This is a genomic window from Gilvimarinus gilvus (genome assembly GCF_030518155.1).
GTDB classification, from domain to species: domain Bacteria; phylum Pseudomonadota; class Gammaproteobacteria; order Pseudomonadales; family Cellvibrionaceae; genus Gilvimarinus; species Gilvimarinus gilvus.
Genome location: NZ_JAULRU010000220.1, coordinates 98,167 through 116,687, shown reverse-complemented (window position 1 = coordinate 116,687; position 18,521 = coordinate 98,167). Strand labels below are relative to the sequence as shown.

Sequence of the window (18,521 nt, the reverse complement as noted above, 5' to 3'; positions counted from 1 at the left end):
TTGATATTCCGTTGAACCTTTGCAAAACAGTCAAAATTACCTGTGCAGCGGCCGCGTTTTTGTTGGCCGGCTGCGCTCCGCTTGGTCCTGATTTTAAAGCGCCAGATACCGATTGGCTTGCCGAGTGGGAGCCTGAGCTTTATGGCCAGTTGCAGCAAGACCCGGCAGCGCTCAATCTAAGTCAGTGGTGGACGCGTCTTAACGATCCGCTACTCAACAATTTGATGTTAAAAGCGCGGCTCGAAAGCCCTACCATGCGCGTAGCGGGCCTGCGTATTCTGGAAAGCCGGGCGGTACTCGGCGTTGCTTCTGGTTTGTACTATCCTCAGGTGCAGCAAGTCAGTGCCAGTGGCGCCTATGTGGGGCAAAAGCGCGGTGGCGGTACCTACCGGGATTTCACCTCCAGTGATGCGGCTTTCAATCTGGGCTGGGAAATGGATTTCTGGGGTCGTTTTCGCCGCAGCGTAGAATCGGCAGATGCCGCCTACTTTGCCTCGCTCGCCAATCATCGCGATGTTCAGGTCTTACTTTCAGCGCAAGTAGCCAATCTTTACTTTGCGATTAAAACAACGCTGCAACGCATAGAAATTGCACAAAGCAATTTGGCTTTGCAGCGGCGTAGTTATGAGATTACCGAGCAGCTGTTTACCCAGGGCCAGGACTCGGAGCTGGATTTACAGCAGGCCAAGGCGCAGTATTTGTCCACCCAAGCCAGTATTCCGGGGTTAAAGCTGGCTTTGCAACAGCAGCGCAATGCTTTGGGCGTGTTGTTGGGGCGAGCGCCAAACGATCTGCCCGAGCTTGCCGATATTGACAGTAAATTGCCGCAGCTCGACGCCGTGAGCATTAAAGACATTCCGACTAATCTGTTGTTGCGCCGGCCCGATGTGCGCACGGCTTACTGGCAAACGGCGGCGCAGTCAGCGCAAATTGGTATCGCAAAAGCCGACTTATACCCATCGATTTCCCTGTTCGGCACCATTGGCTGGTCGGGCAACAGCCTGAAAGCCACCAACGATGTGGTGAGTGTGGCGGCCGGGCCCTCGGTAAGTTGGGACATATTTAATTACGGCAGGTTGAAAAACAATGTGCGCACCCAAGATGCCCGCTTACAACAGGCATTGGAGGCCTACCAAATGACGGTGTTAAATGCCGCGCGCGAAATTGACGATGCCGCCAGTCGAGTGGCGCAAACTCAGGCCAGCCAGCAAATTTTAGACGACGCAGTAGAGGCGGCGGAGCGCTCCTTAGAGATCGCTACACGGCGTTATCAAGAGGGTTATTCAGATTTTCAGCGGGTACTGGATGCTCAGGCCACTACATTTCGACAATCGGACCATGCGATTACCAATCGAGGTGATCATATTGCCGCCATTATTAGCCTGTATCAGGCTCTCGGTGGCGGTTGGCAAGAAGCGGAAATTGACAACGTTATTCCGCAAAGCCTTCGCGAATTAATGGCCGAGCGCACCGACTGGGGTAATTTACTGGAAGAGCCTCTGCACGCACCAACCGATACTTCATCAACCACCACTTCGCCATCGACAGCGCCAGAACAAGGAAACAACCCATGAGCGAGCAAACACTCTCCGACGAAAAACCCGCGGCCACACCTGCAGGTAAATCCGTCTCTCGTGGTGGCCTTGTGATTTTTGTGGTGGTTATTGTGACCTTGCTGTGGTCGTTGCTGGCGGATCGTTTTACGCCTTACACATCGCAGGCCAGAGTTCAGGGCTATGTTGTCGGTGTCGCCCCCAAGGTCGCGGGTGTGGTCACCGATGTGTGGGTAGGTAACAACGAATACGTTAAAGCCGGGCAAAAGTTATTTGGTATTGACCAATCACAGTATCAAATTGCTTTGCAGCAGGCAGAATCAAACTTAAGAAACACCGAAAAGCAAGTTGAAGCCGGCGATGCCGGAGTGACCAAAGCGCGTGCAAGCTTGCGTGCGGCAAAAGCCGGACGCCTCAAGGCCGAGCAGGATTACAGCCGGCTGAAACGCCTGCGCCAGGACGACCCGGGCACCGTCTCAGAGCGGCGCCTGGAAATGTCTGAGGCAAGTCTGGAGCAAGCCCGGGCGCAAGTAGCCGTGGCCGAGGCGGAAATTCAGCGCGCGATTGAGCAAAAAGGCGGTGACACAGGCGAGGAAAATACCTTACTGCAAACCGCGCAATCCGCCGTAGAAAAGGCAAATTTGGATCTCAGCAATACCACGGTCGTTGCGCAATCAGACGGGGTGGTAACAGACTTAAGGGCCGAAGTAGGGCAGTTTGCCGGTACCGGAAGCCCGGTGTTAACACTGGTGGCCATGGAGTCTATTTGGATTACGGCCGACTATACCGAAAACAATCTCGGGCATTTAAAGCCAGGGACAGCCGTAGAAATTTTGCTGGATTCACTGCCGGGGCAAGTGCTTAAGGGCACGGTGCGAAGCATTGGTGTGGGTGTGAGCAGTGGGCAGTCGGTGCCAGCGGGTGCGCTGCCCAGTGTGCAAAATAACCGCGATTGGCTGCGTCAGGCGCAACGGTTTCCGGTGCAAATCGCCCTGAGTGAACCGGTTCGGGCTGAGGTTAAGTCGCAGCTGCGTATTGGCGGGCAAGCATCGGTTATTGCCTATACCGAAGGACATGGTTTGCTCGCTCTGATCGGCAAACTCTATATTCGTTTGCTCAGCCTTTTGACATACGCGTATTAGTGGCCAATGAGCGGGTCTAGGTTTTGTTTATGCTCACTCAGCTAGCCGCTAAGTTTCGTCGTGAGCGTATGCCGCTGGCGGCGCGGCGCAGCTATCGAATGGCTATAACGCTAAGCCTGGTGCTGGCTGCCGCTTACGGCTTGAATATTGGCATTCCATTTTTAGCCCCTTTATTTGTCGTCATTCTCATGGCTAAGCCCGCGCCGCCACCGGGGCCCAAGCAATTATTCATACTCCTGATCGCCGTTGCCGTAAGTTTGGGCGTTGGGCTGCTGCTTGGGCCCTTGCTACAAAAATCACCGGTTGCGGCGCTGATTATCATTGTGGGCGGCTTGTACGCGAGTAACCGCCTGGTGATCGCCCAAGGCAAAGTTGCCATCGGTACCTTACTGGCCTTGGGGTTAACCGTGGTGTCGGCGGCCAGTAGTATAAGCTCGGCTTTGGCGTCGATGCTTATTGCGGCGCTGGTGATGGGAATCGCCGTGGCAGTCATAGGCCAGTGGATTGTGTACCCATTCTTCCCTGAAGATAACACCATGGTTAAGCCAGAAGTTCCCCCGCCTGCGCAGGATGTTAGCTGGCTGTCATGGCGCGCTACCTTGATTGTGGTACCGGCTTTTCTCATTACCCTGATTAACCCGGCGATGTATTTGCCACTCACAGTAAAAAGCATTTTGCTTGGGCGCGAGGCGTCGCAACTGCAATTGCAAGATGCCAACCGCGAATTGATAGGTTCTACATTTTTGGGCGGGCTCTGCGCTGTACTGGTATGGGGGTGCTTGAGCTTGTCGGTATCGCTGTGGTTTTATTTCGCCTGGGTGTTAGTAATATCAATTGTTTTAGCCAGTGGTGTTTACGGGGTTATGAAAACGAAATTTAAGCCCACTTTTTGGACTGCCACCTTAACCACCATGATTATCTTACTGGGCGCCGCGGTGCAGGACAGCGCCAATGGTAAGGATGTCTATCAAGCTTTTTTTGTCCGCATGCTGCTTTTTATGGCTATTGCCGTATACGCAGCCTTGGCGATGTCTTTATTGGAAAAGTGGCGCAACAGACGCATAAAAACATAGCGACGGCACAACATTGTAGGAGTAATAAATGCTGGTCAATTTTATATTAGGTTTAGCGATGATGGCGTTTTGCCTGTTCCTGCAAGGGGCGCTGGTTCTATTCGCGCTGCACTATTCGGTTAAGCGAATGCACAAACTACACTCGGCGTTTGGTGCCGCTATGCGTGTCACCGCAGGCATGATGTTGATACTGATTGTAGGAAACGTCGCGCAGGTAGTGGCCTGGGGTACTCTGTTTTTTGGCTTGGGAGAGTTTGCCAGCCTGCCCGAAGCCATTTATCACTCAGCCGTTAACTTCGCCACGCTAGGGTATGGCGACATTGTAATGTCTGAAGCGCACAAACTGCTGGGCCCCCTGGAGGCGCTGAATGGCGCACTTATGATCGGTGTTTCAACCGCCGCGCTGTCGCGCGCCTTTGCCGAGGTATTAAAAGAGCACATGCCAGAGGCGCGCCGCTAGCCCACCTGTCGGTTACAGGGAGATTTGACAGTTTTCGTCTCTCAGGTTTTCAGTTTCTGAGGTGATGTCTAAATCGTGATGCAGCGCTTTGAATTGTTCCCGGTATTCGCCTTTAAAGCGCTTGCGAAACTTACCCCAAATAAACCGCTGCACTTCAATGTCTTCTTCTAAAATCAAACCGGGCACCGTGGCCGGTTTGCGAGTGTGTTCGTCAATCGCAACCATCGTAAAATAGGAGGTATTGGTGTGCTTGTTGATGCCGTGCTTGAAGTCTTCCGAATACACCTTAATGCCCACTTCCATGGAAGAGCGACCCACGTAGTTTACCGACGCCATCAGTGTGACCAGCTCACCTACCTCAACCGGGTTGACAAAATTCACAGAATCGACCGATGCGGTGACGCAATATTGCCGCGAGTGGCTGGCTGCCGCCGTATAGGCAATTTTGTCCATCAGCGACAATATAACCCCGCCGTGAACCTTGCCGCCAAAGTTGGAATACGACGGAATCATCAGTTCTTTGAGTACAACCTGTGAAGACTTTACCGTGCGAAACTGGGTCATGATGAGTTTGCTTCCTTTTTGCCTTAAGTCCAAAGTGACAGCGAATACAGCGTTATAGTTAAACTAATCACACTATAGCGTGTTTACTTATTACAGTAACAGTGATTCTATTATACTGTTCAACCATTTGTTTATATGGCAACCCTAGTTTTTTCAGCAAGTCCAACGGAGAGGAATGTATGAAACACTTACCCTTAATGAGCAGTTTAATGGCCGTACTCGTCTTAGGTACCGCTTGCGCAGAGGAGTCTGAGACTAAAGCTGAGGCACCTGCGGCCGAGCCCGTCGCCACCCAAGCCGCAGCGGTCGTACCGGCGCCCGCCACCGAACAAATGCACAGCGAAGCCCCTGCCGCCGAGCAAAAGCCGTTTGTGGTTTTTACCGAAGTGGATGAAGTTACCGCCACCGTCATTGCCATAAACCATGAAACCCGCGAGGTAACACTGGCGGGCGAGAGCGGTGAGCTGAGTTTTGTGGTGGGCGAAGAGGTACGTAATCTGGATCAGGTTAATGCCGGCGATACCGTGGTGGCCGAGTATATGGACCAGTTGAGCATCGAAATTGTAGACGGCGAAGGTCTTGAGGCCGAAGACGCCTTCGTAGAGCTTGCGGCGCGAGCCAAAGAGGGTGATCTACCCGGTATTGTTACCGAATCAGTCGAGGTTCATGTATTTATGGTGGAAGCCATCGACATGGAAGATAACACCTTTAAACTGCGCAATGCCGACGGCGTAGTGCGTCAGTTTACCGCTCAAAACCCGGAAAACCTTAAGTCGGCGAACGTGGGCGATGCGCTTATCGCCACCCACTCGACGGCAATGGCTGTTGGTGTGGTACACGCCGAACAGGAGTAACGCTACGTTAGGGCTGCGCTCGCAGCCCTTTGGTCTTTCCCCTCTTTATTTTTCAGCTTGAGGCTGCATTCGCTGTTGCACTTTCTTGGCGTGCAATACAGCCGGCACAATAACCGCCACGCTGATAATGCCCAGTACCCACAGGTAACTTTGGTTTAACGCGGATAAATTAACGATTTGGGCCGCTTGCTCGTTATTGGTAACGCCGGCAAAGGCAATGGGTGCAAGGGCAGCCTCAAATGCCGCCGCAAAACCGCCGCTAAAGGCACTTTCCCAGCCCAGCGCGGTCATGGAACCGTAGGCTTTATAGGCTATGGCTGACACGCCAAAACCCAGCGCACCTATGGCAACCGTTCCCGTCACCAGCAGGCCAACACTTAAAGCGCCGATACTAACAACCCCCACCGATACAATGCCTACGCTTACGGGGGCAACCGCCAAGCCGCCCCAGGCAAACAGCAAACCATAGGCTCGGTCGCCACCGGCCAGCCAACCAAAGGCGGGCTTTTCGCCGTGTTCGGTAATGCCCAGCTTAAAGTGATACAGCGGTACGCCCATTAAGGTAATGCGACTGATTACGTTCCGGCGCTTGGAACCGGCCTTATCGTATTCATTGATAAAAGCCGCAGGGTTATCCAGCCGGGCCTGAGCGCGTATGCGCGGCTGAGCACGCAGCATGTAGGTGAGTAATACTAGGTACGCCGCACAAAAGCCAAATACCAAACCCTGCGCAAGCAGTGTGTAGGTTAATGCGTACTGAGGGCTGTTAATCGCCAGATACTTAAACACGAACAAACCGGCGGTATAGATAATCGCCACGCCAAAAAACAGGCCGACGATTTTAACGGTATGGCGTTTTTCACTGTATGTGCGCGATTGTGCCAAGCTCGCCTTAACGCTAAAGAACGCCGCTATTACCCCCGAGAAAGAGGCCAGCACAGTTAACAGCCCAGCCCATTTAAACGCGCTACCCGCGCCCATCCCTAAAACAGAGGCCTTCGCCTTTGGCGCAGAAATTGTACTAATAGCCAGCAGCACCGCCATGGTAAAGGACGCGCCCGGCTTACTTTTGCTGAGATTATCTTCAACGAAGGTGACCATGGCGGTTTGTAAGGCTTTGCGCCCGCGCGATAGTCGCTGTTTAACCGTATCCTCGGTTAAATCCAGCTCTTGTGCCACATTCTCCACTGAGCGCTGCTCGCGGTAGAACAGTATTAAGGGCTCGCGGTAGGTCTCCGGCAGCTGCTCCAGCGTTTTCCATAGCAGTGCCTGCTCCTGCTCTTGGATAACGGCATCATCAATAGGGGCTTGATCAGCTACTTGTTCATCCAGTGCCGAGGCATCGTTGGCGGCATGGCGAGTTTCCTTGCGGCGATAGCGGCTGATTTTAAAACGCAATATGCCACACAGCCATGCTTTCAGCTTTTCCGGGTCACTCAGCGTTTCCAGCTTGCGCCAGGCCTCCACAAAGGCCTCTTGGGCGATATCTTCACTGTGCTTTAAATCCCCCACCGACGAATACGCCAATGAGCACAGCAGGCTCTGATAGCGCCCGACAATCTCTCCAAAGGCATCGCGGTCCCCGCCAATAGAGGCGAGTACCAGATTGGCATCGGCAGACTCTTTATAGTGCACACGCTTCTTAAACAGGTTCATTCATTGGTTCCGTTATTTCGGCTGTATACCCATAAGTGCCACCGGCTGACCAAAAGGTGACAAAAAAAGTGAAATAAATTTTTTAATCACTTTTTATTAAAAATCTTGTCACCTTTCACGCCCGGCTTGGTACTTAGACAGCGACACGTTTGCATTGACTGATACGTAAAACCATTAATGAACAATTGACCCAAAAGGAAAAAGTACCATGAAATCACCTAAACCTCTTAGCTTTGTTGCCCTTAAATCTGTTGCCCTGGCCACCGCGTTGGTTCTGTCGGGTTCGGTTTTTGCCGACGCACTGCCACCACTGGTTGACAGTTTTGATGACGCCACCAATAACGATCTGGGTTTGCCACGCCAGCTTATGACAGACAGCGTGGCCGGTGGGCAATCTACCGCTACCCACAGTGTAGATGCTGGTGTAGTCGTCGTAAAAGGCGATATCACCCCAGCGCGTGGCCAGCTGGGCTGGGCTAGCTTTGTCTTGCCGCTCGACGGTCAGGGCCAGCCGCAAGACGCAGACGCCTACGAAGGTGTACTGCTCAAGGTCAAGTTAAACAAAGGTAACTTGTCGGTTTCGGTGAACAGCACTGAGGTGACCAACTTCGACTTCCACGCATCGCCCGTTACCGTGACCAACGACGGCGAATTTCACGAAGTGAAAGTACCTTTCGATTCGCTCAAGCGTGCCTGGTCTGAGCAAACACCATTAAACGCTGCCACCGTTAATGCGATTAGCATTGTCGCTTACGGTGTTCAACCCGAAAGCTTTAACTTCGTTTTAGATGAAGTCAGCTTTTACTAAGTCCAGCAGGGAGGGGCAGCCCAATGGCTGCCTCATACTATGTACTTTTACTCCACCAATGCCCGGAACAAAACCATGAATACTCCCATACCAGTGAACAGTCGATTGGATTATCTCGATGCAGTGCGAGCCTTTGCGCTGTTACTCGGCATTGTCTTTCACGCCAGTTTATCGTTTTTACCGATTTTCATTGGCTGGGCAGTGATGGATATTCACACCAGCCCGATTGTCGGCACCTTTATGCTGATTAGCCACTCTTTTCGTATGGAGCTGTTTTTTCTGGTGGCCGGGTTCTTTAGCCATATGACCTATCACAAAAAGGGCGCCGCACTGTTTTTAAAATCTCGGTTAGTGCGTATCGCCATTCCATTTGTGGTGGGTTGGTTTTTACTTAGGCCTTTGCTCGTGTCCGGTTGGGTTATGGGTATGCAGAGTATGCGCGGTGAGGTCAGTATTTTGCCCGCGTTGCGCGAAGGTTTTGTCTCGCTGCTTGGTTTTTTCAATGCGCCCTTTACCGGCACCCACTTGTGGTTTTTATATTACCTGTTGCTGGTTACGGCAAGCCTGCTTTTGCTTCGCGCATTTATCAGCTGCATCAGCCCACTGCAAAGCGTTCTGACCAAAACGGCGGATGCCCTGATGCGCTGGCTTTGTCGCTCACCGCTGGCGTTGCTTGCCTTAGCGCTACCGACGGCGGGTTGCTTGTGGTTTATGGGGCAGTGGGGCATGGACACTCCCGATAAAGCATTAACGCCGCATATGCCGGTATTTTTAATTTACGGCGGCTTCTTTGTGTTTGGCTGGTTGATGCATCGCCAGAGCGATTTAATGCGCGAGTTCAGCCGGTTAAGTTGGCACAAAGTTGTGCTCGCAATCGTTGCGATAGTGGCATCGGTTATCTTGTCGGGCTATGAAGGTCAGTCGGGTCACCCGAATTATTTCTACCTGAAGCTGGCCTTTAAGTGCAGTTATACCCTGATGATGTGGTCTTTGGTAGCGATCACCATTGGTTTGTTCCGCCGGTTTCTCGATCGCCCGAGCAGAACCGTGCGCTATATTGCCGACTCGTCTTACTGGTTGTATCTGTTGCATTTACCCATTGTTATTTGGTTGCAAATAGCCTTTGCCGAAGTGGACTTGCATTGGGGGATCAAGCTAGCACTGATCAGTGGCATTACCATTGGTGTCTCGCTTGTGCTCTACGATCTTTTTGTTAGGTCTACGTTTATTGGCGCCGTACTCAATGGCCAGCGTAAGGAGCGTTTGCTTGCACGCACCAAGGGCAAAGTGCAGGTGGTTCAGAGTTAATACCGAACGACAAATACAAAAAGGCCGCGAACGTTCGCGGCCTTTTTGTGTTGTGGCTAATCAGCCATGGCGCTGAGCATACATGGGTTTTTATCAACAGCCTGCTAGCGTTGCTTAACAGACCATTGGCCATTTTTATCGCGGCAAACATTAAAGTTATTGGTCGTTGATTTTTTTCGGTTGTCGGTTGCGTAGGTAACAATGCGAATCTGGCGGCAGGCTAGGCCACCTTTGGCCGATTCCGACCGCAATTCCACTTCGCCGGCAAACTCACTGCGCGGCATTTGAAAGGCATACTTTTCACCGACTTCGGCAGTACCGATAAAACCTTGCAGGGTTGAGCGCAGGTAATTTCTTTGTTCTTCGGTTAAGGGCTTACCAGAAGGTGTTACCACCGAGGTAATGTCAGACACTAAACTGAAGGGCGCCTTGATAATACCGGTAAAAAAACCAGAAACGGCGCTTTCTCCCGCTGTGCTCGCCGTTTCATCTATGTGTGCAACAAGTGCTTCCACCCGGTTTATGGTCGGGTCAATGGTGTCGCGTATCGCCTGGGATTCCGCCAAAAACTGTGGCGCAAGCTCGCGGTAACCGTTTAATTCCGTGCGGTAGGCTTCCAGCTCTGCCAGAATAGCCGGCAAATCACCACGCACCAGCTCCACCTCCTCGCGCACCTGCGCCACCTCGGTACGAATCGCCGCAGATTCGGCCAGAATATCGGTGCTGTCAGCGCGTACATTCTCCACCGTGGCAACCACGTTATCAACGCGCTGCAAAATACCCGGCAACACGTCAATAATCTGCTGGCTTTGCTTAACAATTACGTCGGTCTGTAGGCGTATATCCTCAGACTCCTGCAAAATGGCAGGAATTAAATCGACAATCGGCGTCACTGCCCCGGTAATTTCCGTCACGCTTGCAGCGGTTTGCGGAAGGTTATCGGCAATACGACTTAAAGACATACCAAAATAGAAAATGGCCCCGGCCAATAAACTGACCGAAGTCGCAATAGCCACCTGACCAATAACACGTGCGTTAGACATGATCATTCCCTGTAGTGTTTTGGCTAATCTTACAGGGTTAGGGCACAAACGGTAATACCTGATGGGGGTTGCCGAGCTGGGGGTTGAGCAGGGCATCAATGCTCACAAGTACCAGTCGCTGGCCAAAGTCAGTAAACCCACCGCGACGCGGGATTGGCTAGCGTGTTGGAAAAGAGGGTGTTTACGGAAGTTACCGGGGGATACGAGGTATGGGGTTCGCATTTGAGTGCTGGGTTGCGCCCGGATTGGTGAAAGGTGTGAAGAGTTTTATGCCAAAAGTTTCATCTGACCCCGTCAATTACTGCGCTCCGGAACACCCATACGTTTTTTTGTTGCGCACGATTTTAATCCGCCATTACCACACAATTGCGGCCCAGTTCTTTGGCCTTATAGAGCGCGTTGTCGGCACGCTTGAGGGCGCTTTCAAAGCTGTCTTCGGGTTCAATATCGACCAGGCCAATACTCACACTGAGGTGAATGGGCTTACGCGAGTGTTGCTCGTAGGTATGGGCCTCTACTGTCTTGCGCACTTTTTCTGCTAAATAGTGGCTGCTGGCGTGCCCGTGTGTCGGGCACATTAGTATAAATTCTTCGCCCCCCCAGCGACCAAAGTGATCGCTGGTACGCAGACAGTCCCGCACAATTCGGCTGACATCACACAATATACGGTCGCCGGCATCGTGGCCGCGGCGGTCGTTCACCCGTTTAAAATGATCGATATCCATAATCATTAAACACATGCCCTTTTTGGTCGTAGGGTTGGCGAATATGCCTTCCGAGACCTGAGCTATACCGGCGCGATTATACAGCTGTGTTAGTGGGTCAGTCATGGATTTGCTGCGGTAGGCCTCGGCGCGCACCTGCAAGGTGATATATTTATGCGCGAACCATAACAACACCGCCAAAATGGCTAGGTAAATACAATAGGCCCACCAGCTGCGCCAGGGCGGCGGCAGGATGGTAATCGCAATCGTCTGACCCTCTACCCAGTTTTCGCCATTAACGGAGGCGCGGGTACGAAACCGATATTCCCCGGAGTTAATATTGGTATAGGTAGCGCTGGTGTTGCGGCCAATATTATTCCAGCCGCGGTCAAAGCCTTCCAGCTGATAGCTATAGCGCATAGTATTATTCTGGCGAAAATTTAACGCTGCTAAATCGAACGAGAACATGGTGTCTTCGTGCGTCAAGGTGAGCTCGTCGGTCGTTAAAATAGACGTGCTAAGCGGCGAACCTTTCACGCCAATAGGCGCAGCCCGGTTGAGAATTCGCAGATTTGTAATAACCACGGGAAAGTTGGCGCCATGTTTATTCAAATCCTCGGGATTGAATACCGTAATCCCCTCGGTACTGCCAAAATACAACAGGCCTTGGCTATCTTTTAGGCTGGCATCGCGATTGTAGTTACTGCCCGCTAGGCCATTGTCGCGGCTGTAAGTTGCGATCACTGTTAGGTCTGAGCCTATGCGTGCCAAGCCGTTCGTGGTGGCGAGCCAAATATCACCTCGCTCATCTTCAAGAATGCTGGAAACACTGGATGAAGGCAGCCCTTCTTGCACATTTATATGGCGAACCTCACCTGTATTCGGGTGGTAGATATTTACCCCCTGGTCGGTGCCAATCCAGATGCGTCCTTGATTGTCTTCATGCAGTGAGCGAATATTGAGATCGTCGCCTGGCTGGCTGGTAACGCTGGCTTGTGTCGCTGGGGTGAAAGTTTCGGTGTCGGGGTCAAACAGATCGAGCCCAGGGTAGGTGCCAATCCACAGTCGGCCGCTCTGATCTTCAAGCAGGGCAGGTAAATAGTTGCCGGAGATCGTATTGTCTTGACCCTCTTGGTTTATATAGTGGCTAAAGCTATCGGTGTCTCGGTGGTAGCGATTAAGCCCGCCGTTTTCGGTGCCAACCCACAACGTTTGGTCGCGACTTAACAGCAGGCTCCAGATAAAATCATCATTGATTGAGCCGGGGTTATCGCTTTGGTTAGAGTAGTTATAAAAGCGGCCGGTATCGGGGTCGAAGCGATGCAAACCACCGGCCCAAGTGCCTACCCAGAGTTGACCATTCGTATCTTCCTCCAGAGCCAGCACCGGATTGGCCTTGAGCCCATAAGGACTGTCGGGGTCACTCATATAGCGCCGCACTCTGTCGTTGCGGCTATCGAGTGCATTCAGGCCGTTCTCGGTGCCTACCCAAATGGTGCCGTCCTCGCTTTCCAGCATTGCGAGAATGGCGTTGTTGCTAAGGCTACTGGGGTCATTGGGGCGGGAGGTGTGGTGTCGAAACACTTGGGTGCTGCGGTTGTAAAAGCTCACCCCAGCCGGAAAAGCCCCAATCCACAAATCGCTGTTATTGTCTTCATAGACAACACGTACCTGGTCGGAGATCAAGCTGTGGGAATCGTAGGGTGCATTGTGATAATGATGAAACGACTGTGTCGTTTCGTCAAAGCGCGCAAGCCCGCCTTGATCCAGGGCAACCCATACCACCCCCTCGCTGTCCAGGGTAATATCCCAAATGATGTTAACTTCCAGTGAAAAGGGGTCATCTGGATCATGGGCGTAGTGAGTAAACTTGCCGGTGGCATGATCCAGCAGACTGATGCCGTTGCCATAGGTACCCAACCAGGTGCGGCCCTGCTTGTCGTGGACAATGACCCGCACATGATTGTAAGCGATTGAGTTGGCATCATTAGGGTTGTGCAGCAAATACTCAAAGCTTGCAGTGGCCGGGTCAAAAATTGCTACCCCCATGCCGGCCATGGCCATCCATACCCGCCCATCGGAATCGATCGATAAATCCTGTACCTGACCGACATTGGGGCCCCTTGAGATAGGCGGGGCGGGTTGGTAGATGCTCATGGCCGTGCGAGTGGGATTGATGGCATATAGCGAGCGAATGCCGCCCACGTAGAGGGTATTATCTTCACCCACCGCAAGCGATGATAAACTGCCAGAGATAAAGCGGGTGTCACCGAATTGTAGGTATTGGGTAAAATCTTCAGTCCGTTCGTTGTAACGGCTAAGGCCACCGCCGGTGGCCTGCCAAAGTACCCCGTCTTTATCGAGCGCCAGACTCCAGACATAATTGCCACTGAGGCTGCGCTCCGAGGAGGAGTCAGCTTGGTAGAGTTTCAGGTCGCGGCCGTCATAGCGCCCGAGGCCATTCTCGCCCCCCAGCCAAATAAACCCTTTCTCATCCTGGATAATATCAATCACCCCACCTAACAGGTGACTGCCGGCATCGCTTTGGTCAAAAGGGTTATCGAACCGAATAGTGGGTGCGGCGGATGCCGGGTTTTTCGTCTCGGCTGTCACGGCAGACCCTGCTACCAGTAACAGCAGAGTGAGTGTCTTAAGGAAATCGCGTTGCATTGTTATTGTATTCCGGTTCCGGCACTGTGTTGATCTCAGGTGGAGTCAAGGGTGTGCAAGCCTTGCCAACCAGAGAACCACTACCTACTAACATAGCACAGGCTGAATGAGGAAAAAGTTAGCCGAGTCACGCTTTTGGCACACAAATCTACAAATGGTTGGTGCGCACTGTTGGCGATAGGTGAGGCGGGCGGGGACAGTTTACTTCATTAGAATCAACTCAGTCGTTGCTGATCAACGGGGGCTGCTGGGGTTAGATGAAACTTATGGCTCCATATTAAACAAGCAATAAATGTACGGCTGTCCCAGATTTATACACCACCACGCCAAGGGTTGGAGCAAGTAAATGTACGGCTGTCCCAGATTTATACACCACCACGCCAAGGGTTGGAGCAAGAGCTCGAACACTTCCTTCAATGGTTTAACCAACCACCTAATAAGTTAGACGCTTTAGTGCGCGCAGGTGTAGCTCATTTATGGCTAGTTACCCTACACTCGTTTGATGATGGTAATGGCCGCGTCACCCGCGCCGTAACTGACAGAGCTTTGGCGCAGGCTGAGGGGCAATCGGTGCGTTTCTATTCACTCAGCGCCGCCATCATGGCCGACCGCCAAGCCTATTACGATCACCTGGAGAATACCCAAAAGGGCGAGCTGGACGTTACAACTTGGCTTGCCTGGTTTTTATCCACATTAGAGGCGGCCTTGCAACAAGCCTTAAACCGAATAGACCGGGTATTGGATAAAACACGTTTCTGGCAACGCCACGCCAGCACCGTGCTCAGTGAGCGGCAGATAAAAGTGCTCAATCGCTTGTTGGATAACGCTGGCGAGGAATTTTCGCAGGGCATCAATGCCCGAAAGTACCAGTCGCTGGCCAAAGTCAGTAAACCTACCGCTACGCGGGATTTGGCGGATTTGCTGGAGAAGGGCTGTTTGAAGAAGTTGCCGTGGGGGTAGGAGCACGAGGTATGCTCCAAATTACTCCTGAGGGAATACAAATATTTGATGCAATAATGGCATTGTCACCATGGTTTTTCTGTAGCCTTGGGTGAATATTTCGCCTTCCAGCCTCACAAATCCAAAGAACTCCCAAAAGCGCTCAATCGTGCGAATGCTGTAGCTGTTAGTGATGCAGTCCTGTGGGCTTTTATAGGCATTGCCTTCTGCCTCGTCCAACAACATTGGGAATACTCTTACAAAATCTTCGGCAAATGCCATTTTATTAATAGCTTGGCCATTTAATCGGTGCAGCGCCACCAGCGAGTACCAACCTGCAGATTGGATAAAATTCAGCTCGGGGTAAAGGTCTTCATAAGCCCAGTTGTATTTTTCTTGGTAAGTCGTCAACAGCAGTTTAAAAAGCTCGCTATCGGTTAACGACAATGCTTTCTTGGTGAGCGTAAAGTGCCCTTTATGCAGTCGTATCAACCCTGCCAGCTCAAGTACTAAGCGGGTGATATTAAGCTCTCTAAAGTCTTCCTCTTTGTTGACTCGCTCAAGTCTAAAATCGGTGTCAAATCTCTCTACATATTGGTCTAGTACGAATTTAACCAGGGCCCGAGGCAAGTTCCCCTTGGCGGTCGCTTTTGCGTTGTGCTCGCTTAAATAGGTTCGCAGCGCATCAAAAACCACCCAAACGGGGGCGGCATTCAGTGCCTGGTTGCTAATCGTAGATTGCCAGCGAATCAGCTGCTGTTCTTCCAGTGGGTAATTCAACAATGTGTGCAATTGGCTGGGTGAAAACCCGCCCAGCTCGTCACGCGGCGCCTCGTTCATTTGCTGAATTTTATGCTCGGCAAATACCTGCATATCGTCCAGTGATTCAAACTGCTGCCCCGCAAAAGCTTTGCTGAGTTCTTGATTAACCTGTGACGCAGGGTTGCTTTGCGCTGTGGTGAGTACATCAGCCTCCAGGCAACACTTTTTGTACTTCTTGCCGCTGCCACAGGGGCAGGGATCGTTACGACCGATGTTGTTCATGTGGGTACCGGTGTCAGGGTGCAATATCCGCTTAGCTTGAGTGGTGGATTTGTTGTCGCCACCTTAGCGTATTATTCCATAAGTCATAAAGTCACTGCGGTGTATAAAGGTACTTCTGAAACCCCACAAATGTCTCCCGAATTACCGCAGGTGAGCCGAGCTCACTGGCCGCATCGCTGATGGTGTTGTATTTCAGCTCTATCAGGCTTCGCATCTTCGTGGTAGACAATTCCGTCACGCCGTCTTCGATATATTTACTCAGCACAAAGTTAATAAATTCTTGTTGCTTGTAGTTGTTGTAGGCTAGAGTGATGGCGGGTTTGGCGGTTTGTACTCGTTCGCGGCGAGTGTGGGTTTCAGCAGCGTAAGCGACGTAAGCCAGTACATCGTAAACGTCGCTTTCTTTGGCGTCGATCAAATCCTTCATGCTATTGAGTTGCTCTTCGCCGTAGCCAGCCTCACTCAAGTCTTCCAGTAGTTTTTCTCGCGTGGTGGGGTCACTCCAGATCTCGCGCAGTTGATCTTCGTCGGTAAAAAAATGAGGCAGTTCACCGAACAGGCGCTCTAAAAACTCTTTGGCGGTAATGGGTTTGCCTTCCGGGCTCCAGTACAGGGCGGAAGCGATGTGTTTAATGGCGCGGGCCTTGCCATCGGACAGGTTGATAACCACCTTTTTCTCGCAGGCACAGGGGCGCTGGCCGCAGTCGGGGCAGGGCTCGGGTTCCGGTTTTTCACAGATGCATGGGGTATTGTCGCAGACCTTGCAGGTGCCTGTTGTCCCATCACCGCCGTTCTCGCAGGCGCAAGGGCTTACACCGCATTTGGCGCAAGTTTCTGGCTCCAGTGGTTCACCATCCCACTCTGGGTCGGCGAAGTTGTAGTGGGCTTTGACGAAGTCGTAGATGGTGAAGTAATCCTTACCGTCGTACAGGCGGGTGCCGCGACCAATAATTTGTTTGAATTCAATCATATTGTTGCACGGGCGCATCAAAACAATATTGCGCACGTTGCGGGCGTCCACGCCGGTAGAGAGCTTGCGCGAGGTGGTAAGAATAGTTGGAATGGTTTTTTCGTTGTCCTGAAATACCTTCAGGTCGTTCTCACCGGCGCTGCCGTCGTTGGCGGTGACGCGCACGCAATAGCCCGGATTGGTGGTCCAGCCCTTTGTGACGGCATACTGGTTAATAAAATCCCGCACCATGCCCGCGTGTTCCTGTGTGGCGCAGAATACGATGGTTTTTTCATGGGGGTTAAAGCGGTCCATCCAGTAGCGCACCCGCATTTTCTCGCGCTCGGGGATGGTGATAATACGGTTAAAGTCCGCCTCTTTGTAAACCCGGCCCGGTTCCGGCTCGCCTTTTACCACCACGCCATCGCCGGGGGTATAAATATACTCGTCCATGGTGCCAACGATGGGCAGCACCTTAAACGGGGTTAAAAAGCCGTCGTTAATGCCGTCTTTCAGGGCGTAGCTGTAGACAGGGTCACCAAAGTAGCCGTAGGTATCGGCATTTACCGAGCGCTTGGGGGTTGCGGTCAGGCCCAGCTGTACAGCGGGGGCGAAGTAGTTAAGAATCTCGCGCCAGCTGCTTTCGTCGTTGGCGCCGCCCCGGTGACACTCGTCGATCACAATAAAGTCGAAAAAGTCTTGTGGGTATTGGCCGAAGTAGGGCGTTTTGTTGCCGTGCTCGTCCTCCGGCCCGCTCATAAAAGTCTGGAAAATGGTAAAAAACACGCTGGCATTCTTGGGCACCGCGCCCAGCTTTTTAACCTCGCCCGGTTCAATGCGCACAATGGCATCTTCACCAAAGGGGCCAAAATCATTAAAGGCCTGATTGGCCAGTACGTTGCGGTCCGCCAAAAACAGAATACGGGGGCGCTTTTTAGCGGCGGCGGGGTTGGTTTGCGCGTGCAGGCTCCAGCGGCTGTGGAACAGCTTCCAGGCGGTTTGGAAGGCAATGCAGGTTTTGCCGGTGCCGGTGGCCAGGGTTAGCAGAATGCGCTGGCTACCCTGGGCGATGGCCTCCAGCGCGTTGTTGATGGCATTTTCCTGGTAGTAGCGGGGTTGCCAGTCGCCTTTGCACTCAAAGGGAATTTGGGCAAAGCGCTCGCGCCACACGGCGGCAAAGTCGGGCTCGGGCAGGGCGCCGGGCCTAAAGTCTGGGTCAAAGGTCAGCTGCCACAGCTCATCCGGGCCTAAAAACCCTTTCACTAGATTTTCTTCGCCGGTGAGCATGTCTATCTGGTAAATATCGTGGCCATTGGTCGCGTAGCCAAAACGGCACTGCAGGCGCTGGGCGTAGTCCTTGGCCTGGCGCACCCCCTCGGTATAGCTCAGGCTTTCTTTTTTGGCCTCTATGGCGGCCAGCTTGCGGCCCCGGTATTCCAGAACGTAATCGCTGCTCAGGCTGGCGGCGCGCTTGCCGCCGCCTTTGCCCCCGGTTGGAAGAATACGACCCAGGGTAATACCGACCTCGCGGCGGATATGGCTCTCGTCCACCTGCCCCCAGCCCGCCTCGACCAGCTTGGGGTCAATCAGGTTAGCTCTGGTATCCGCCTCATTCATGGTCATTATTGCGTATTCCTTGTGTTGCTTAAATCCATTCAGCCTTACATATGGGAGTCTATAGGTAATGCAATTGCGCCCATTCTTACATATACAGGCGGTTCGGTTATCCCGTAATGATTAAAATTTAACCAGTC

General features: G+C 52.4%; 14 protein-coding genes. 8 read left to right on the top strand and 6 right to left on the bottom strand.

Annotation, left to right across the window (positions count from 1 at the left end; all coding sequences use genetic code 11):
* Positions 1 to 11 precede the first annotated feature (11 nt).
* From QWI17_RS02930 to QWI17_RS02915, 4 genes are read left to right on the top strand one after another with little or no spacing between them, the layout of a single operon-like run.
* Positions 12 to 1,574, top strand: coding sequence for an efflux transporter outer membrane subunit (locus tag QWI17_RS02930; RefSeq protein WP_302720998.1), 1,563 nt, complete (start codon positions 12 to 14; stop codon positions 1,572 to 1,574).
* Positions 1,571 to 2,695 carry an HlyD family secretion protein gene (locus tag QWI17_RS02925; RefSeq protein WP_302720997.1) on the top strand — a complete coding sequence of 375 codons (1,125 nt, stop codon included), beginning with the start codon at positions 1,571 to 1,573 and terminating at the stop codon, positions 2,693 to 2,695. Before QWI17_RS02930 ends, QWI17_RS02925 begins: the two co-directional genes overlap by 4 nt.
* A 29-nt stretch (positions 2,696 to 2,724) precedes the next feature.
* A complete protein-coding gene (locus QWI17_RS02920; RefSeq protein ID WP_302720996.1) occupies positions 2,725 to 3,768 on the top strand; it encodes a DUF2955 domain-containing protein in 1,044 nt (347 codons plus the stop codon).
* A 28-nt stretch (positions 3,769 to 3,796) separates the two neighbouring features.
* Positions 3,797 to 4,228 carry a potassium channel family protein gene (locus tag QWI17_RS02915; RefSeq protein WP_302720995.1) on the top strand — a complete coding sequence of 144 codons (432 nt, stop codon included), beginning with the start codon at positions 3,797 to 3,799 and terminating at the stop codon, positions 4,226 to 4,228.
* A 12-nt stretch (positions 4,229 to 4,240) separates the two neighbouring features.
* Here QWI17_RS02915 and QWI17_RS02910 read toward each other — a convergent pair whose 3' ends face one another.
* Positions 4,241 to 4,792, bottom strand: a complete 552-nt coding sequence (locus QWI17_RS02910; protein WP_302720994.1) for an acyl-CoA thioesterase — start codon at positions 4,790 to 4,792, stop codon at positions 4,241 to 4,243.
* A gap of 179 nt (positions 4,793 to 4,971) precedes the next feature.
* Here QWI17_RS02910 and QWI17_RS02905 point away from each other — a divergent pair, with 179 nt between their 5' ends.
* Positions 4,972 to 5,646, top strand: coding sequence for a hypothetical protein (locus QWI17_RS02905; RefSeq protein WP_302720993.1), 675 nt, complete (start codon positions 4,972 to 4,974; stop codon positions 5,644 to 5,646).
* Between the two features lie 45 nt (positions 5,647 to 5,691).
* Here QWI17_RS02905 and QWI17_RS02900 read toward each other — a convergent pair whose 3' ends face one another.
* The gene (locus QWI17_RS02900; protein WP_302720992.1) at positions 5,692 to 7,302 is read right to left on the bottom strand and encodes an RNA polymerase sigma factor; all 1,611 of its coding nucleotides are present in this window, start codon (positions 7,300 to 7,302) and stop codon (positions 5,692 to 5,694) included.
* 208 nt (positions 7,303 to 7,510) lie between these two features.
* On the opposite strand from QWI17_RS02900, the gene QWI17_RS02895 reads away from it, so the two are divergent.
* Entirely contained in the window at positions 7,511 to 8,110 is a 600-nt protein-coding gene (locus QWI17_RS02895) for a CIA30 family protein (protein ID WP_302720991.1), read from the top strand.
* A 75-nt stretch (positions 8,111 to 8,185) separates the two neighbouring features.
* Positions 8,186 to 9,418, top strand: a complete 1,233-nt coding sequence (locus QWI17_RS02890) for an acyltransferase family protein (protein ID WP_302720990.1) — start codon at positions 8,186 to 8,188, stop codon at positions 9,416 to 9,418.
* A gap of 104 nt (positions 9,419 to 9,522) precedes the next feature.
* Here the strand turns inward: QWI17_RS02890 and QWI17_RS02885 are convergent, their stop codons facing one another.
* Together QWI17_RS02885 and QWI17_RS02880 are read right to left on the bottom strand one after the other, a co-directional pair.
* Positions 9,523 to 10,461: a hypothetical protein gene (locus QWI17_RS02885; RefSeq protein ID WP_302720989.1), complete on the bottom strand. Its 939-nt coding sequence runs from the start codon at positions 10,459 to 10,461 to the stop codon at positions 9,523 to 9,525.
* A 344-nt stretch (positions 10,462 to 10,805) separates the two neighbouring features.
* Positions 10,806 to 13,835: a ligand-binding sensor domain-containing diguanylate cyclase gene (locus QWI17_RS02880; protein ID WP_302720988.1), complete on the bottom strand. Its 3,030-nt coding sequence runs from the start codon at positions 13,833 to 13,835 to the stop codon at positions 10,806 to 10,808.
* Between the two features lie 276 nt (positions 13,836 to 14,111).
* Between QWI17_RS02880 and QWI17_RS02875 the strand changes: the two genes are divergently transcribed.
* Complete coding sequence (locus tag QWI17_RS02875; protein ID WP_368045322.1) at positions 14,112 to 14,795, top strand: Fic family protein; 684 nt, start codon at positions 14,112 to 14,114, stop codon at positions 14,793 to 14,795.
* Positions 14,796 to 14,816: 21 nt separating this feature from the next.
* Here QWI17_RS02875 and QWI17_RS02870 read toward each other — a convergent pair whose 3' ends face one another.
* Positions 14,817 to 15,818: an SEC-C metal-binding domain-containing protein gene (locus QWI17_RS02870; protein ID WP_302720987.1), complete on the bottom strand. Its 1,002-nt coding sequence runs from the start codon at positions 15,816 to 15,818 to the stop codon at positions 14,817 to 14,819.
* 91 nt (positions 15,819 to 15,909) lie between these two features.
* Positions 15,910 to 18,390, bottom strand: a complete 2,481-nt coding sequence (hsdR, locus tag QWI17_RS02865) for an EcoAI/FtnUII family type I restriction enzme subunit R (protein WP_302720986.1) — start codon at positions 18,388 to 18,390, stop codon at positions 15,910 to 15,912.
* Positions 18,391 to 18,521: the final 131 nt, after the last annotated feature.

Coding starts and splice junctions, on each gene's coding strand:
- QWI17_RS02880 (WP_302720988.1), bottom strand. CDS start 13,835: ATGCAACGCGATTTCCTTAAGACACTCACTCTGCTGTTACTGGTAGCA.
- hsdR (WP_302720986.1), bottom strand. CDS start 18,390: ATGACCATGAATGAGGCGGATACCAGAGCTAACCTGATTGACCCCAAG.
- QWI17_RS02905 (WP_302720993.1), top strand. CDS start 4,972: ATGAAACACTTACCCTTAATGAGCAGTTTAATGGCCGTACTCGTCTTA.
- QWI17_RS02915 (WP_302720995.1), top strand. CDS start 3,797: ATGCTGGTCAATTTTATATTAGGTTTAGCGATGATGGCGTTTTGCCTG.
- QWI17_RS02910 (WP_302720994.1), bottom strand. CDS start 4,792: ATGACCCAGTTTCGCACGGTAAAGTCTTCACAGGTTGTACTCAAAGAA.
- QWI17_RS02890 (WP_302720990.1), top strand. CDS start 8,186: ATGAATACTCCCATACCAGTGAACAGTCGATTGGATTATCTCGATGCA.
- QWI17_RS02925 (WP_302720997.1), top strand. CDS start 1,571: ATGAGCGAGCAAACACTCTCCGACGAAAAACCCGCGGCCACACCTGCA.
- QWI17_RS02920 (WP_302720996.1), top strand. CDS start 2,725: ATGCTCACTCAGCTAGCCGCTAAGTTTCGTCGTGAGCGTATGCCGCTG.
- QWI17_RS02900 (WP_302720992.1), bottom strand. CDS start 7,302: ATGAACCTGTTTAAGAAGCGTGTGCACTATAAAGAGTCTGCCGATGCC.
- QWI17_RS02885 (WP_302720989.1), bottom strand. CDS start 10,461: ATGTCTAACGCACGTGTTATTGGTCAGGTGGCTATTGCGACTTCGGTC.
- QWI17_RS02870 (WP_302720987.1), bottom strand. CDS start 15,818: ATGAACAACATCGGTCGTAACGATCCCTGCCCCTGTGGCAGCGGCAAG.
- QWI17_RS02895 (WP_302720991.1), top strand. CDS start 7,511: ATGAAATCACCTAAACCTCTTAGCTTTGTTGCCCTTAAATCTGTTGCC.